This window comes from Rhizobium aouanii, from assembly GCF_037002925.1.
Lineage (GTDB): Bacteria > Pseudomonadota > Alphaproteobacteria > Rhizobiales > Rhizobiaceae > Rhizobium > Rhizobium aouanii.
In genome coordinates, this window is sequence record NZ_JBAMYD010000012.1 from 88,992 (window position 1) to 104,566 (window position 15,575).

Sequence of the window (15,575 nt, forward strand, 5' to 3'; positions counted from 1 at the left end):
TGAAAGACGCGCTGCAATGCAAAGCCTGGCTTCCGTCATGGACCGCGTCAGGCGACAGCCGGGAAAAGCCTCTGCAGGAATTCCCGCATCGCCATTTCGTCGAAAGGCTTCACCAGAAGCGGTATGTGCTGCAGGTCGGGCGGGAAATCGCCGGTATCGGAATAGCCGCTGACGAAGCCGAAGGGGATGCCGATATCGAGAAGATGGCGGGCAAAACCGAAGCTCATGCCCTCGCCGAGATTGACGTCGAGAAGGGCGAAATCATATTTCTCCGCAGCAATGGCAACCCTCGCCTGCTCGACGCTGCCGACGATATCGATGCTCTCGACGCCGGCCAGGCGCAGAATATCCTCCGCCTCCATCGCGATGATCAGACTGTCTTCAAGAACCAGAACACGGATTGCGCTCATGATTCGTTGCCCCTCGTCGGGCGCCTGTCGCAGCGCCCCGGCCGTTTCGCCAACATCATTGCCCTCCGGTGCCCCGCATGGCACGCTATCGGTGAATTCCGCCACCTTTTCTGAATAAACCATTTTTCTGCCCGGTCGATAAGAATCAAAATCGGAGGAAAGTTGCCAACCGACCTTATTTTCCCTGCTGCTAATCTGCATTTAAAAAAGACATAACCAAGCTGGCTGACTATATGAAGGGGCGTTTGCCCTCTCCGAGCCCTTCCCAGCCGGCGATCGCCATCAATTCCTCGCCGTTCAGCACCTCGCAGCCGCGCTCCTGCCAGCGGATCAACCCGCGTCCGCTGAGCTTTTTCAAGGTCTTGTTGGTATGAACGATGGAAAGACCGAGCGTGTCGGCAATATGTTGCTGGGTGATGGGGATGAATTTGCGGCCGTTGAAGATATTGAGCTTCCGGCCGCGCTCAAACAGGAAAGCGATGAGGTAGGCTGCTCTTTCCAGCGCCGTGCGGCGGCCGATGCTCAAGAGATGCTCATCCAGGATGCGCTCCTCGCGCGCGGCGATCCAGGTGATGTCGAAGGCCAGCGAGGCGTGCTTGTTGTAGAGCGTCATCAGCCTGTCACGCTCGAAGACACAAAGGGACACGGGCGAAAGCGCTTCGACGGAATGCTGCATCTCACCGGCGATCGTTCCCTGCAGACCGATCAGGTCGCCCGGCATGATATAGTTCAGAATCTGGCGGCGCCCGTCCTCCAGCATCTTGTAGCGGAAACCCCAGCCGGCGAGCACCGTGAAGAGGTGAGCACTGTGCGCGCCCTCAACGAGGATAGTGGAGCCGGCATCGACGGCAAGCTCACCCCTCTTGAAGTTCGAGACGAATTCCAGCTCATCACGGCTGAATTCCCTGAAATGCGGCAGGGGCCGCAAAGGACATTGCTCGCAAGGGGTCTTGAACGAATTGATGGGTCTCGACGTCACCATACTTGCCCTTGCCGTCGCAAAATCGGCGCGCCAACATTGGCGCGCCGTTCATCAAGGAATGCGCAAGGCACGAATTTGTTCCATGAGCGAGGCGAATTTTTTATGCGGAAACAAAGGGCTGGCGCCAACCCGGCGAAATCCTTGCCATGCTTATTTCGGGAAATCGAGACCCATTTCGCGGAACCGCTCGGGATCATCACCCCAATTCTCGCGAACCTTGACGAACAGGAAGAGATGGACCGGTTGCTCGAGGATTTCCGACAACTCCTTGCGGGAGGCAGTCGAGATCGCCTTGATGGTTTCACCACCCTTGCCGAGCGCGATCTTCTTCTGGCTGTCGCGCTCGAGATAGATCACCTGCTCGATCCGCACCGAGCCGTCCTTGCGCTCTTCCCACTTCTCTGTCTCGACATGCGAGGCATAGGGAAGCTCCTGGTGCAGGCGCAGAAACAGCTTCTCACGGGTGATCTCGGCGGCGAGCTGGCGCATCGGCAGATCGGAGATCTGATCTTCCGGATAGTACCACGGCCCCTCCGGGAGCGTTTTCGCCAGATAGTCCATGAGGTCGTCGCAGCCGGAGCCGTTTTCGGCGGAGATCATGAAGGTGCGCTCGAAAGCGATCTTCTCGTTGGCGGCAGCGGCCAGTGCCAGCAGATCCTCACGGTTGACGCGGTCGATCTTGTTGAGCAGCAGGATCTTCGGCTGCCGGACTTCCTTGAGGCCTTCGAGGATGGCTTCGGCATCGCCGCGCAGGCCGCGCTCGCTGTCGATCAGCAGCACGATCAGATCGGCATCCCTCGCACCGCCCCAGGCCGAGGTCACCATGGCGCGGTCAAGCCGGCGGCGCGGCTTGAAGATACCAGGCGTATCCATGAAGACGATTTGGGCGTTGTCATGGATCGCGATGCCGCGGACGATGGCGCGCGTCGTCTGCACCTTATGGCTGACGATCGAGACCTTTGCGCCGACGAGGCGGTTGACCAGCGTCGACTTGCCGGCATTGGTCGGCCCGATCAGCGCGACGAAGCCCGAATGCGTCGGGCCATTGATTTCTGCGGCAGCTTCGGCCGCGATCTCTTCTTCTTGTGTCATTGTCCCGTCAGTTTCCGCCAGGCGATTGCTGCCAAATGCCTTCGCGCTCGAGCATCTTCGTTGCCGCCACCTGTTCGGCGGCACGCTTCGACCGCTCTACGCCGGTTTCGGGCTTAATGCCAGCAACTTCCACCGTCACCTTGAAACGAGGATCATGATCCGGTCCGCTGCGTTCATCAACCCGGTAGATCGGCGTGACGCCGAATTTCGCGTGCGACCATTCCTGCAGCTCGGTCTTGGCGTCGCGCTTGGCGCCATCGGCCCGCACCGCCCTGCCCTGCCAGTAACGCAGAATGAACCGGCGGGCGACTTCCAGGCCACCGTCGAGATAGATGGCGGCGATCAGGCTTTCGACGACGTCGGCGCGCACATTCATCATGCGCTTGCCGGTCAATTTCTTCACATCGGCGCCGGTGCGGATATAGAGGTGAAGATTGAGCTCGTCGGCGACCGCAGCACAGGTTTCGGCGCTGACGAGCTGGTTGAGGCGAACCGAGAGCTCGCCTTCTCCTGCCGTGCCGAAGGTGCGGAACAGAAGCTCGGCGATGCAGAGCCCGAGGACCCTGTCGCCGAGGAATTCCAGCCGTTCGTAATTGCTGCCCTTTTCGGTGCGGGCGCTGGCATGGGTCAGCGCCCGATCCAGGCGTTCCTTTTCAGAAAAGTCATGACCGATCAGGCCTTCAAGCTTTGCGCGGTCCGCCGCAGAAAGCGTCTGCGCCTTGCTCATTCAACAACCTTGAAGAGGCGGTCCCAACGCATGTTCGTCGGCCACTTCCAGATTTCGCGGAAGGAGGTGTCGTTGCCGAGCGAGAAGAAGATGACGCTGGCGCGGCCGACAAGATTTTCGGCAGGCACGAAGCCGACGTCGAAGCGACTGTCGAGCGAGTTGTCGCGATTATCGCCCATCATGAAATAATGGCCTTCCGGCACGATGAATTCACGGGTGTTATCACCACGCGACACCGGAGACTGATCGAGCGTGTCGTAAGTCTTGCCATTATCGAGCGTTTCGCGGAATACCGGCACATCCTCGCCCGGATCAAGCTTGTAATCCGAAGTGAACGCACCGTCCGCCACCTTCGGAACCGGCTTGCCGTTGACGTAGAGCACGCCGTCGGTAACCTGGATATGGTCGCCCGGCAGGCCGATGCAGCGCTTGATGTAATCGATGTCGGGGTTCGGCGGGAAACGGAAGACGACGATGTCGCCACGCTTCGGATCGGCGCCGAGCAGGCGGCCGCTGAAGACATCCGGCGAGAAGGGCAGCGAATATTTCGAATAGCCGTAAGCGAACTTGTTAACGAAGATGTAATCGCCGACCAGCAGCGTCGGCATCATCGAACCGGACGGAATGGTAAAGGGCTGGAACAGCACCGTTCGGATCACCATCGCCAAAATCAGCGCCTGGATGATGACTTTGATATTTTCCCAGAGGGCATTCGGCTTGGCTTCGACTTTTTCGGACACGCAGTCTTATTCCTTCAAGACGCCGCGGCGGGCGCAATTCTTTCTGTCGTTCTCTCTAGCGGCTTCGGCCGATTGCGGCAATGGCGACGACATCAAAAGCGACGAGAGGTCGCGATCAACAGCGCCCGAGGTCGCGATCAACAGCGCCCGAGGTCGCGATCAGAGGCTCTCGGGCAACGCCTCGATAATGACGAAGGCCTGCGCCAAGGGATAATCATCGGTTATTGTCAAATGAATGGCGGGCCTGTGGCCCACGGGCAGGAGCGCTTCGAGGATAAGGGCGGCACCGCCTGATAAAAGCATGGTCGGCTTGCCGCTCGGCAGGTTGACGACGCCCATGTCCTTCCAGAAGACGCCCTGCGCTATGCCTGTGCCGAGCGCCTTGGAACAGGCCTCCTTGGCGGCAAAACGCTTGGCATAGGATGCGGCACGGTTTTCCCGGCGGTCGGAACGTGCGCGCTCGATCTCGGTGAAGCAGCGATGGGTGAAGCGCTCGCCGAAACGCTCGATAGATTTCTCGACACGGCGAATGTCGATCAGATCGCTGCCAATGCCGATGATCATGCCGGACCCTTCCGTCGCTTAAGAATTCTTGATCGGGTTCATATGCTCGGCATGTCGCCGGCTGGAACGGCAAGACGCAGGCGCGCCCGCTCCATCAGCCGTATATGGCGGCGCATCTGAAAACTCCTGACGGTGTAGAACGTCAGCGCATAGAGCGCAACGGAGGTGACGATCGCCGGCGGGATAGCGCCGACCAGCATCGGCTCCAGCACCGGCTTCCATAATTCGGTGAAGTTCAGCTTGTGAAAAAGGGCGGCGAGATCCACCGTCTGACCGGCCAGTTGATCCTCGCGGCTCAACAGCAGATGCCCGATTTCCCAGGTGATGCCCCAGATGAAGGGATAGGTCAGCGGATTGCCAAAAGCGGCGCAGCCGAGGGCGGCGGCCACCATGCTGCCGGAGAGGAAATAGGTGATGACGAAAGCCATGACGAAATGCACGCCGATGAACGGCGTCCACGAGACGAAGACACCCGCAGCGACGCCGGCGGCAACCGCATGCGGCGTAGCGCTCAGGCGCAGGACGCGCATTGTCAGGTAACGGATCGGGCGAAGGAAACCTTTGCGAGGCCATAAAAGCTCCCGCATCTTTTCCTTGAATCCCGCAGGCTTGCGACGGCGAAACAACATGGCCGGTATTTAGTGCAGCGCACACCACCATGACAAGAGCGGCAAATGATACCGCTCGAAAAACCGCGCCTCAGTTCTCGCTGCGAAGAGGAGCTTCTTCATGCCGAGGGGCGCCCGTTATGCATAACGTCCCTCACTTACCTCAAGTATAAAGTTGAGTAATTAGCGATTGCGGAACAGACCGCGATCGACCTGGCGCTGACGAAACTCGAGATCGATACGATCGAGCGAGCCATTCAAATACGCCATTTCACGTTCCTGCGTGGTCGGAGCACGAAAGGCGCGAGCGAATTTCTTGATAGGGTCGAACATTATCTTGTCTCATCTTCTGTTTATGTTTCGATGACCAGAAGATAGGCCCGAAAAAGGTTAATTACCACCGCCGCAACATGGACACAGCCATGCGCTCAGCGCATCACTTGCCCCTTTGATGCGCCGCTCCGATTATAAAATGTGCAATTTTTCGGCCAACCTTCTGGGGCGGCTTAACAAAAGCTTACTCGTAGAGGCGCCGGACCGTGGCGATGCAATCCAGTTCCTTCATCTGGGCGAGCAGCTGGTTGAGCTGACGCAGGTCCCAGACCTCGACCTCGAGCATCATTTCGGTGAAATCGGCCGCCACCCGCACCGTGTTCAGCAAGCGGATATTGACGTCGAGGCCTGCGACCGTCTGAGCGACCTTGGCAAGCGTGCCGGGTTCGTTCAACCCATTCACCATGATACGCGCCATGAAACGCGACTTATTGGCTTCGTCGAGGTCCCAGCGCACGTCGATCCAACGGTCGGGCTGATCGTCGAAACGCTGCAGGCTCGGCGACTGGATCGGATAGATGGTGATGCCGTTGCCCTGGTCCATGATGCCGACGATGCGATCGCCGGGCACTGCGCCGGTCGGCGCGAACTTGACGTCGACATTGCCGGACAGGCCGCGGATCGGCCCGATATCGGCATCGGCGTCGATTTCCGAATGGCCGCCATCGTGCCCTGCCTTGGTCTTGCCGGGGATCTTGAAGATCATGCCGGCGGCGCTGCGGACATTGAACCAGCCGTCGTCGCCCGACGGCTTGACTGTGACGCGCTCGTCCTGATGATCGGGATAGACGGCGCGCAGCACGTCGAGCGAGGACATCTCGCCGCGACCGACGGCGGCGATCGCATCCTCGACATCCTTCTGGCCGAGGCGGTGCAGCGCCGGCTTCATCGCCTCGCGCGAGAAGATCTTGCCGGCCCTGTTGAAGGTGCGCTCGAGAATGCGGTGGCCGAGGCCGGCATATTGCTTGCGGATCGCCATGCGGGTGGCGCGGCGGATGGCGGCGCGCGCCTTGCCGGTCACGACGATCTCCTCCCAGGCGGCGGGCGGAACCTGCACGCCGGAGCGGATGATGTCGACCTCGTCGCCATTTGCAAGCCGCGTCACCAGCGGCATGATGCGGCCGTTGATCTTGGCGCCCACCGTGGTGTCACCGATATTGGTGTGCACCGCATAGGCGAAATCGATCGGGGTGGCGCCGCGCGGCAGGGCGATCAGCTTGCCCTTCGGCGTGAAGCAGAAGACCTGGTCCTGGAAGAGCTCGAGCTTGGTGTGTTCGAGGAATTCTTCCGGGCTGTCGCCTTCGGCGAGCGCCTCGATCGTATGACGCAGCCAGGAATAGGCATTGGATTCGCGGGAAAGGATGTCGCCATCGGCATTGGTGGCGCCGTCCTTATAGAGCGTGTGGGCGGCGATGCCGAATTCGGCGATTTCGTGCATGCGCTTGGTGCGGATCTGCAGTTCGATGCGCTGGCTCGAGGGGCCGACGATAGTGGTGTGCAGCGAACGGTAATCGTTCTGCTTCGGCGTCGAGATATAGTCCTTGAAGCGGCCGGGCACGACGCGCCAGCGCGTGTGGACGATGCCGAGTGCCCGGTAACAGGACGGGATGTCCTCGACGATCAGGCGGAAGCCATAGACATCGGAAAGCTGTTCGAAGGAAAGCGACTTCGACTGCATCTTGCGGAAGACCGAATACGGCTTCTTCTGCCGGCCCTTGACATAGGCGCTGGTCAGGCCGCTTGCGACCAGAAGGTCGCGCAGTTCGGCCTCGATCTTCTTGACGATGCCCTCGTTGCGCTTCGAAAGCTCCTCCAGCCTTTTGGTGACGGTCTCGTAGGCTTCCGGGTTCATATGCCGGAAGGACAGCTCCTCGAGTTCCTCGCGCATGTCCTGCATGCCCATGCGGCCGGCGAGCGGTGCATAGATCTCCATCGTCTCCTCGGAGATGCGGGCCCGCTTGTCGGCCGTCATGTGATCGAGGGTGCGCATATTGTGCAGGCGATCGGCAAGCTTGACGAGCAGCACGCGCACATCGTCGGAAATGGCGAGCAGCAGCTTGCGTAGGTTTTCCGCCTGCTTGGCCTTCTTGGTGACGAGATCGAGCTTCTTGATCTTCGTCAGCCCCTCGACCAGGCGACCGATATCCTCGCCGAAGAGTTCGTCGATCTCGGCGCGCGTCGCCGTCGTATCCTCGATCGTATCATGCAGAAGGGCGACCGCGATCGTCGATTCATCGAGGTGCATGTCGGTGAGGATGGCGGCGACCTCGAGCGGATGGGAAATATAGGGATCGCCGCTCGCGCGCTTTTGCTGGCCATGCTTCTGCATGGCGTAAACATAGGCTTTGTTCAGCAGTGCTTCGTTGGCATCGGGCTTGTATTGCTGAACCCGCTCCACGAGCTCGTACTGCCGCATCATTCCAAAGCCACTCCGATGAAAATAAAAGCGCGCCAATCAACGATTGGCGCACACATGGGCAATAATATGCCTAAGCAATAAAGGTGCAAGATTGACGATTGGTAATCGTCGCTCTTTTGCGTCGCATGCAGCTTTTTCCGGGCTGCATCTAACCGATGCGACCGGAGATCCCGCCTGCGCGCTTAGTAGTCGTCGCTCTTTTCCGGCGGCACGAGGCCTTCGATGCCGGCAAGCAGCTCTTCTTCCGACATCTGGTCGAAAGTGATCGTCTCCGGCACGTCGTCCTGCTCTTCGCTGTCGGCCGCAGTGGCACCGCCGGCGGCGATCATGCTTGCCGGATCGGGCTCGGGCTCGTCGACTTCGACATGCTTCTGCAGCGAATGAATCAGATCTTCCTTGAGGTCGTCGGGCGAAAGCGTCTCGTCGGCAATTTCGCGCAGGGCCACGACAGGATTCTTGTCGTTGTCGCGATCGATGGTGATCGAGGCACCTTGGGAAATCAGCCGGGCGCGGTGGCTGGCGAGCAGAACCAGCTCGAAGCGGTTCTCCACCTTGTCGATGCAATCTTCAACTGTGACACGGGCCATTGCCTGTCCTTTACGGTCGTCATTTCGGGATTAGCACGCCCGATACAATTAAAACCGGGCAAATACAAGTTTTTCATTCCGGCTCCCCTCGTCTTTATCCGCGGCTGAGCTAGATTTCCATGGAGAATGTCATAATTCCACCGAAGGTTGCTTGGAATATGTCGAATCGTGCCCTAAATCTTTCATATATGAATAATTCATAAAGTAAGGATCAGATCGAAATCGAAACACAAGATATTGTTTTTATTCAAGTTTTGTCCATGCGGATTTCGATTGCTCTCATTGGATTGGTAAGCGATGTTTGACCCACGCGAAAAAATTGCACTCTTCATTGACGGCGCCAATCTCTACGCTGCGTCCAAGAGCCTCGGCTTTGACATTGATTACCGCAAGCTCCTGAAAGCATTCCAGAAACGCGGATATCTGCTGCGCGCGTATTATTATACCGCTCTGATCGAGGATCAGGAATATTCGTCGATCCGGCCGCTGATCGACTGGCTCGACTATAACGGCTACAAAGTGGTCACCAAGCCCGCTAAGGAATTCACGGATTCCATGGGGCGCCGAAAGATCAAAGGCAACATGGACATCGAGCTTGCGATCGACGCCATGGAACAGTCCGAAACGGTCGATCATCTCGTCATCTTCTCGGGCGACGGCGATTTCACGAACCTGGTCGAGGCATTGCAGCGCAGAGGCCGCAAGGTTTCGGTGATCTCAACCATGGCGACCCAGCCGCCGATGATTGCCGACGACCTGCGCCGTCAGGCCGATCATTTCATCGATCTCTTGTCTCTGAAGGCTGAAATCGGTCGCGATCCCTCCGAGCGGGCGCCGCGCCCGGCCGAAGTCGCCCCGGCCAGCGATTTCGAAGACTGATCTCGTCGGGCGTCTCGAAGTCTAGCGATAAGGGCGGATTGCACTGGTGATCGTCAGCCACGGTGTCGTGGTCAGCCTCTATCCTTCAGCAGGCGGCTCTTCTGCCGGTTCCAATCGCGTTCCTTCTCCGATTCGCGCTTATCGTGCAGTTTCTTACCCTTGGCGAGCGCCAGTTCCATCTTCGCCCGACCGCGATCGTTGAAATAGATCTTCAGCGGGATCAGCGTCATGCCTTCGCGGTTGATGGCAGAGCGCAGGCGATGGATTTCCCGACCCGACAGCAGAAGCTTGCGGCGTCGGCGCGGTTCGTGGTTGAAGCGGTTGGCCTGCAGATATTCCGGCAGGTAGGAATTGATCAGCCAGATCTCGCCGCCCTCATCCGAAGCGTAGGATTCGGCGATATTGGCCTTGCCTTCGCGCAGCGATTTGACCTCCGTGCCCACCAGCACGAGGCCGGCCTCGTAAGTATCGATGATCTCGTAGTTGAAGCGGGCCTTGCGGTTTTCGGCCACGACCTTGTTCACCACACGCTGGCTGCCTTTGGGGGCCATGACGATATTCCAATTATTTTTTTAGGGCGCGAAGAGCCGCACCCTTATTCCTTGCCCTTATGTAAGGGAGAGACCCGGCCTTGTGAAGACGACCGGTCTCGTCAGTTCAACAGGCCCGCATGACGCATAGCGGCGTCGATCGCCGATTCCGTTGCCGGCTCCAGCGTCGAAAGCAGCGGCGAGCGGACGTTGCGGCTCATCCGGCCAAGTCTGGAAAGCCCGTATTTGGCGCCGCAAAGACCAGGCTCAAGGAAGATCGCCTTGTGCAGCGGCATCAGCCGGTCCTGATATTCCAGAGCGCGGGCATAGTCGCCGGCCAGCATCGCCGCCTGGAAGTCGGCACAGAGACGCGGGGCGACATTGGCCGTTACCGAAATACAGCCGACACCGCCATGGGCGTTGAAGCCGAGCGCCGTCGCATCTTCGCCGGACAGCTGCCTGAAACCCGCGCCGCAGCTGATGCGCTGTTCGGAGACGCGCTCGATCTTGCCCGTCGCATCCTTGACGCCGACGATATTCCTATGCGCCTTGGCGAGCGCACCCATCGTTTCCGGTGTCATGTCGACCACCGAGCGGCCGGGGATGTTATAGATATAGATCGGCAGATCGACGGCCTCGGCGATCGCCGAAAAATGGGCGATCAAACCCTTCTGCGTCGGCTTGTTGTAATAGGGGGTGACGACCAGAACGGCGTTTGCACCGACCTTTTCGGCATGCTGGGCAAGCTCGATCGCCTCACGCGTATTGTTCGAGCCGGCGCCGGCCATGACGGGAACGCGTTTTGCGGCAACTTCGATGCAGAGTTCCACGACCCGTTTGTGCTCGGCATGCGACAGCGTTGGAGATTCGCCTGTCGTGCCGACCGGAACGAGACCACCGCTGCCCTCCTTGATCTGCCAGTCGACATGAGCGGCGAAGCTGTCTTCGTCGATCAATCCGGCATCCGTGAAGGGGGTGACGAGGGCGGGAATGGACCCATTGAACATGCAAAGCTCCTCACGACCAAATCCTTGCTTCGGCCGCATTCCATGAATAAGAGTTGCGCACCATAGAGCGCCGAAATCATCGCGACAAGCGCGCAGAGTTCGGTTTAGGGCAAATTCCGATAGCAGATGTGAATGAATTTTACCTGGTACGGTAAGGTTTCGTTAAGATGCCTCTAGCCAAATGGCAGGGCGTGTTTTCGTTGCGAGATCCCGGATGAAGAAAGCTGTCCTGATTCTGTCCGCCTTCGGCTTGATTGCCGCCGCGTGGAGCAGTGTTGCGTCGCCGCTTCCCGACGAGAGCACTCCCATGCCTGCCGTCAAGCCACTCGGCTTTATTCCCCAGACAGCCATACCGGAATCGATCACGACAGGCGCCATTCCGCGCAATCCGGCCATCGCGCCCGTCAACGGCGACCTGAAAGCCGGCCTCGACGCGCTTTCCGACAAGGATCCGCAGCTGGCACTTTCGATCCGCAACGGCATGCGCGACGGGACGCTTGATCGCCATATCCTCACCTGGGCGATCGCTGTTTCCGGATTGAAGGGTGTTCCTTCTTTTGAAATCGCCAGCGCCGCGCAAGAGCTCAAGAGCTGGCCGGGTCTTTCGCGGCTGCGCGCCTATTCCGAACGCGCGATCTATGACGAAAATCCCGCCCCTTCCGCCGTGCTTGCCGCCTTCGGCGATACCGCGCCCGAGACGATGCAGGGCGCCGTCATCCTCGGCCGGGCGCTGGTTGCGTCAGGCAAGCAGGCGCAGGCGGCAAAATATATCCGTAAGGTCTGGCGCGGAGAGGCTCTCGACAAGGCGACCGAGGACAAGATCCTCATCGAGTTTTCCGCGCTGTTGACGCCCGCCGACCATAAGGCGCGGATGGACTATCTGATGTATCGCGGCCGGGTGGCGCAGGCCAAGCGCTTCGGAGACATGGGCCAGGCGCAGTCGCTCTACACGGCCTGGGCTGCCGTCGACGCCAAAGCCGGCAACGCCGGCGCGCTGCTCAACGCCGTCGATGCGAAATGGCGCGGCGATGCCGGCCTGCTGTTTGCGCGGATCGAATTTCTGCGCAAGCAAGACAAATATGCCGAAGCGGCTGTGCTTCTGGAGCAGATGCCACCCGAGCGCAGCGAACTCGTCAATTCCGGCGAATGGTGGAACGAGCAGCGCATCATCAGCCGTGGTCTCGTCGACCAGGGACAGTTCAAGCCTGCCTATCGCATCGTCGCAAACTACGCCGCAACGAGCCCGACGGATATCGTCGAGGCTGAATTCCATGCCGGATGGTACGCGCTTCGCGGCCTCCAGGATCCGGCAACGGCGGAAAGACATTTCCGCAAGATTCTCCAGACATCAAACGGACCGATCTCGGTTTCACGCGCCTGGTATTGGCTGGGACGAGCAGCGGAGGCCGGAGGCCCCGGCAAATCCAGCGAATTCTATGCGAAGGCCGCGAATTTTCCCGGCACCTTCTATGGACAACTCGCGGCCGAAAGACTGGGGCGAAAGACGCTTAATGTCACCTATCCCGCACCGAGCACGGCCGACCGGCAGCGCTTCCAGGCACGCGAAGCCGTGCAGGCGATCACCCGGCTGGAGGCCGCCGGCCATGGATGGCGGGCCGCCATTCTCTATCTCGCGCTCGCCGATCAACTGCAAAGCCCCGGTGAATTGGCTGTCCTTGCGGCACGGGCCGAGCAATCCGGCGATCATCATCTCTCGCTGCAGATCGGAAAGATCGCCTATGGACGCGGCATCGATGTCGCAGCGCTTGCCTTTCCGGTCGGCGTGATCCCGCCGAGCGCCAATATAACAGGCTCCGGCAAGGCGCTCGCCTATGCCATCGCCCGGCAGGAAAGCGCCTTCAACCCGGCCGCCGTTTCGGCGGCAAACGCGCGCGGCCTGCTGCAGCTTCTGCCGGGAACAGCCCAGGCGGTGGCCAAGCGCCACAACATCGCCTTCTCCAAGGACAAGCTGACGGCCGATGCCGGCTATAACGCGACACTCGGTGCCCATTATCTCGGCGAGCAGATCGACGCCTTCGGCGGCTCCTATATCCTCACCTTCATTGCCTATAATGCCGGGCCGAAGCGGGTGCCGGAATGGATCGGCCGCTACGGCGATCCGCGCGGCAGGCCGATCGACGAGATCGTCGACTGGATCGAGCGCATCCCCTTCCCCGAAACGCGCAACTACGTGCAGCGGGTGATGGAGAATTATGAAGTTTATAAAGCTCGTCTCGGCCAGCCCACCGATATCGAGCGCGACCTGATCGGCGGACGCAGCGCCTCCTGAAGCCATTTGGCGCGGCTTGAAAAGCAAGCTACATCTTCGGGATCAAACAGATCTCGAGGGATGCGATGCCGGATACGGATGCAGGCGGTTTCCAGGAAAGATTCTACACTTCTTCTGATGGGTTGAGGCTTTATGCCCGCGACTACCGACCCGACCAGGCGGCAACCGCCGGACGGCTGCCGGTGATCTGCCTGCCCGGCCTGACCCGCAATACGCGCGATTTTCATCCGCTTGCACTGCTTCTCTCCCGGGACACAACAGTGCCGCGCAGGGTGATCGCGCTCGATTCGCGCGGACGGGGAAACTCGGCATGGGACGACAACAAGGCGAACTACAATCTCGCCATCGAGGCCGGCGACGTCCTTGCCGCCTGCGCGACGTTCGGCATCGAGCGGGCGATCTTCGTCGGCACGTCGCGGGGCGGGTTGATCCTGCATCTGATCGCCGCGACACGGCCGGATCTTCTCGAAGCCGTCATCCTCAACGACATCGGGCCTGTGCTCGAGGCTGAGGGGCTGGCGCGGATCCGCGATTACCTCAACGGCGGCAGGAAACCGGCGGACTGGAACGAGGCGGCCGATATATTGAAGGAAAATCATGGTGCGTCGTTTGCCGCGCTTGCAGAGGAAGACTGGCGCGAGATGGCGCTTGCCCTTTATCGCGATATCGGTGGAAGGCCGGTCGCCGACTTCGATCCGGCGATCGCAGAGGCACTGAAATCGATCGATTTCAGCCAGCCGCTGCCTGATCTCTGGGGGCAATTCGAAAGCCTGAGCCGGTTGCCGCTCTTGCTGATCCGCGGTGAAAACACGTCGCTGCTTTCACAGGAAACCACCGGCGAAATGGCACGGCGGCATTCGCGGCTGATCCTTCATTCTGCCGAAGGACAAGGACACGCCCCGCTCCTGCATCTCGGCGATATCCCTACGACAATTCGAGCTTTTCTCGACACCTGCCGATAACCTCACGAAATTGGTCAGCTGGCACAATCGGCCATTCGTCCAAATACAAAAAGCCCGGCTCGAGAGCCGGGCTTTCCTGATTGACCGAAGTCAGATCAGATTAGAACGAACGTTGCAGGCGGAAGTAGCCAGCCGTCTGATCGTCATCATTTTCCGGATCGAGGTACTGAACCGAAGCCTTGGCGTAGAAGTTGTCAACGATCTGGTAATCGACCGTCAGACCAACCTTCCAAGCTTCGTCGTCGCTGAAGTCGTCGCCGGCAACGTAGTAGTTGCTGTAGTACTGAACACCAGGAGTGATCTTGAGCTTGTCGGTTGCCTTGATAGCGTATTCGGCAGCAACAACCCATTCAGCCTTGGTGTAGTAGGAGCTCGGGCCAGTAGCGTATACGGCAGCGAGGCCGAGCGTACCGGGACCGATGTCAACCGTACCCATTGCGCGGATAGCACCGTCTTCGTTGTCGACGTCGTAGCCGGCAGTGATCTGGTAGCTGAACGCACCAGCCTTGCCGCCGAGACCGACTGCAACGCCGACGTTGTTCGGCTCTTCGTCCGTCTTGTAGAAGCCGTCTTCGAGTTCGTCGACGCTGATACCAGCGTAGAAGGCGTCGGTTTCATACTGATAACGGATGGAGTTATGCAGCGTGACCGGCGAGCCGATGTCGTCGGTTTCGCCAGAGAGACCATCGTCCCACCAGCTGTAGAACAGACCAGCGCGGAAGCCGGCGATGTCGAGGTAAGCGGAGTCGAGGATGGCTTCCTGTTCAGAGGAGTTGTCAGCATTGAACTGCATGACGATGACGCCGGTCAGCGGACCATATTCGGTGTCGCTCTTGGCCGTGAACTGAACCTGGCCGCGAGTTCTTGCATCCCAATCGGAGTCGTTAGAAGCCGACTGGTTGAGCGGCTGGTCACCAATATCAACCTGGAAACGGATGTAACCTTCGATCTTGAGGCAGGTTTCAGTGCCCGGGATGTAGAAGTAGCCGGTGCCGTAAGCGTCGCAGACGCGAACATATTCAACCGGTTCCGGCTCGGCAGCAACGATAGCGTCAGCAGCCTGAGCACCGGAAACTACTGCGAGAGCAGCAGCGGAGCCGAGAAGAAGGCTCTTGATGTTCATAAATGACCTCCAATTCAAAGTTTCGATCGGGTTTGGGATCTTTCGCTGAGCAGCGTTCCCTGCCCCATCCCCGTGTTTCAAGAAGTGGACGATCAGTCGCCCTTGCTTCCGAGATTGAAAATACAAGACGGAAGCCGTCACGCAATCACCAACTTACTCGGATGGCGGATTTGAGCGAGCCTTCCCGACATTCTGTTGCTGAAAGGACACAAGTTGGGCAACCGGCCTCGATTTCCTTTATGTTTTGTTAAGAAAACCCTGATTTTGCGGAGGCTTAGGTCAGGCCAGCAAAGAATTGGACATGCGCTTGCCGACACGTTCG

General features: G+C 59.3%; 16 protein-coding genes. 3 read left to right on the top strand and 13 right to left on the bottom strand.

The genetic code is table 11. The features are described 5' to 3' along the window. Positions 1-47: 47 nt before the first annotated feature. The 10 genes from V8P77_RS21170 to rpoZ form a co-directional block, all read right to left on the bottom strand. Positions 48-533 carry a response regulator gene (locus tag V8P77_RS21170; protein ID WP_335914113.1) on the bottom strand — a complete coding sequence of 162 codons (486 nt, stop codon included), beginning with the start codon at positions 531-533 and terminating at the stop codon, positions 48-50. Positions 534-639: 106 nt separating this feature from the next. After that, positions 640-1,392, bottom strand: coding sequence for a Crp/Fnr family transcriptional regulator (locus V8P77_RS21175; protein ID WP_335914114.1), 753 nt, complete (start codon positions 1,390-1,392; stop codon positions 640-642). Between the two features lie 150 nt (positions 1,393-1,542). Next, the gene (gene era, locus V8P77_RS21180) at positions 1,543-2,484 is read right to left on the bottom strand and encodes a GTPase Era (RefSeq protein ID WP_335914115.1); all 942 of its coding nucleotides are present in this window, start codon (positions 2,482-2,484) and stop codon (positions 1,543-1,545) included. A 7-nt stretch (positions 2,485-2,491) separates the two neighbouring features. Then, positions 2,492-3,211, bottom strand: coding sequence for a ribonuclease III (rnc, locus tag V8P77_RS21185; protein WP_335914116.1), 720 nt, complete (start codon positions 3,209-3,211; stop codon positions 2,492-2,494). Continuing rightward, complete coding sequence (gene lepB, locus V8P77_RS21190) at positions 3,208-3,951, bottom strand: signal peptidase I (RefSeq protein WP_335914117.1); 744 nt, start codon at positions 3,949-3,951, stop codon at positions 3,208-3,210. The genes rnc and lepB overlap by 4 nt, the downstream gene beginning before the upstream one ends. A gap of 159 nt (positions 3,952-4,110) precedes the next feature. After that, positions 4,111-4,515 (bottom strand): holo-ACP synthase, encoded by a 405-nt coding sequence (gene acpS, locus V8P77_RS21195; protein WP_335914118.1) that lies wholly within the window; start codon positions 4,513-4,515, stop codon positions 4,111-4,113. A 38-nt stretch (positions 4,516-4,553) separates the two neighbouring features. Beyond that, positions 4,554-5,144 carry a DUF2062 domain-containing protein gene (locus V8P77_RS21200; protein WP_335914119.1) on the bottom strand — a complete coding sequence of 197 codons (591 nt, stop codon included), beginning with the start codon at positions 5,142-5,144 and terminating at the stop codon, positions 4,554-4,556. A 162-nt stretch (positions 5,145-5,306) separates the two neighbouring features. Then, on the bottom strand, positions 5,307-5,456 hold the full coding sequence (locus V8P77_RS21205; protein ID WP_003558084.1) for a DUF3563 family protein: 150 nt from the start codon (positions 5,454-5,456) through the stop codon (positions 5,307-5,309). Positions 5,457-5,640: 184 nt separating this feature from the next. Continuing rightward, a complete protein-coding gene (locus V8P77_RS21210) occupies positions 5,641-7,875 on the bottom strand; it encodes a RelA/SpoT family protein (RefSeq protein ID WP_335914120.1) in 2,235 nt (744 codons plus the stop codon). Positions 7,876-8,057: 182 nt separating this feature from the next. Next, the gene (rpoZ, locus tag V8P77_RS21215; RefSeq protein WP_017959757.1) at positions 8,058-8,462 is read right to left on the bottom strand and encodes a DNA-directed RNA polymerase subunit omega; all 405 of its coding nucleotides are present in this window, start codon (positions 8,460-8,462) and stop codon (positions 8,058-8,060) included. Between the two features lie 297 nt (positions 8,463-8,759). On the opposite strand from rpoZ, the gene V8P77_RS21220 reads away from it, so the two are divergent. After that, on the top strand, positions 8,760-9,341 hold the full coding sequence (locus V8P77_RS21220) for a LabA-like NYN domain-containing protein (protein ID WP_003546927.1): 582 nt from the start codon (positions 8,760-8,762) through the stop codon (positions 9,339-9,341). A gap of 71 nt (positions 9,342-9,412) precedes the next feature. Here the strand turns inward: V8P77_RS21220 and smpB are convergent, their stop codons facing one another. Both smpB and dapA read right to left on the bottom strand, forming a co-directional pair. Next, the gene (gene smpB, locus V8P77_RS21225; protein WP_168326549.1) at positions 9,413-9,892 is read right to left on the bottom strand and encodes an SsrA-binding protein SmpB; all 480 of its coding nucleotides are present in this window, start codon (positions 9,890-9,892) and stop codon (positions 9,413-9,415) included. A gap of 101 nt (positions 9,893-9,993) precedes the next feature. Continuing rightward, entirely contained in the window at positions 9,994-10,878 is an 885-nt protein-coding gene (gene dapA / locus V8P77_RS21230; protein ID WP_335914121.1) for a 4-hydroxy-tetrahydrodipicolinate synthase, read from the bottom strand. Between the two features lie 214 nt (positions 10,879-11,092). Between dapA and V8P77_RS21235 the strand changes: the two genes are divergently transcribed. Beyond that, positions 11,093-13,168, top strand: a complete 2,076-nt coding sequence (locus V8P77_RS21235) for a lytic transglycosylase domain-containing protein (RefSeq protein ID WP_335914122.1) — start codon at positions 11,093-11,095, stop codon at positions 13,166-13,168. A gap of 65 nt (positions 13,169-13,233) precedes the next feature. After that, on the top strand, positions 13,234-14,130 hold the full coding sequence (locus V8P77_RS21240; protein ID WP_335914123.1) for an alpha/beta fold hydrolase: 897 nt from the start codon (positions 13,234-13,236) through the stop codon (positions 14,128-14,130). A 100-nt stretch (positions 14,131-14,230) separates the two neighbouring features. Here V8P77_RS21240 and V8P77_RS21245 read toward each other — a convergent pair whose 3' ends face one another. Then, complete coding sequence (locus V8P77_RS21245) at positions 14,231-15,253, bottom strand: porin (protein ID WP_335914124.1); 1,023 nt, start codon at positions 15,251-15,253, stop codon at positions 14,231-14,233. Positions 15,254-15,575: the final 322 nt, after the last annotated feature.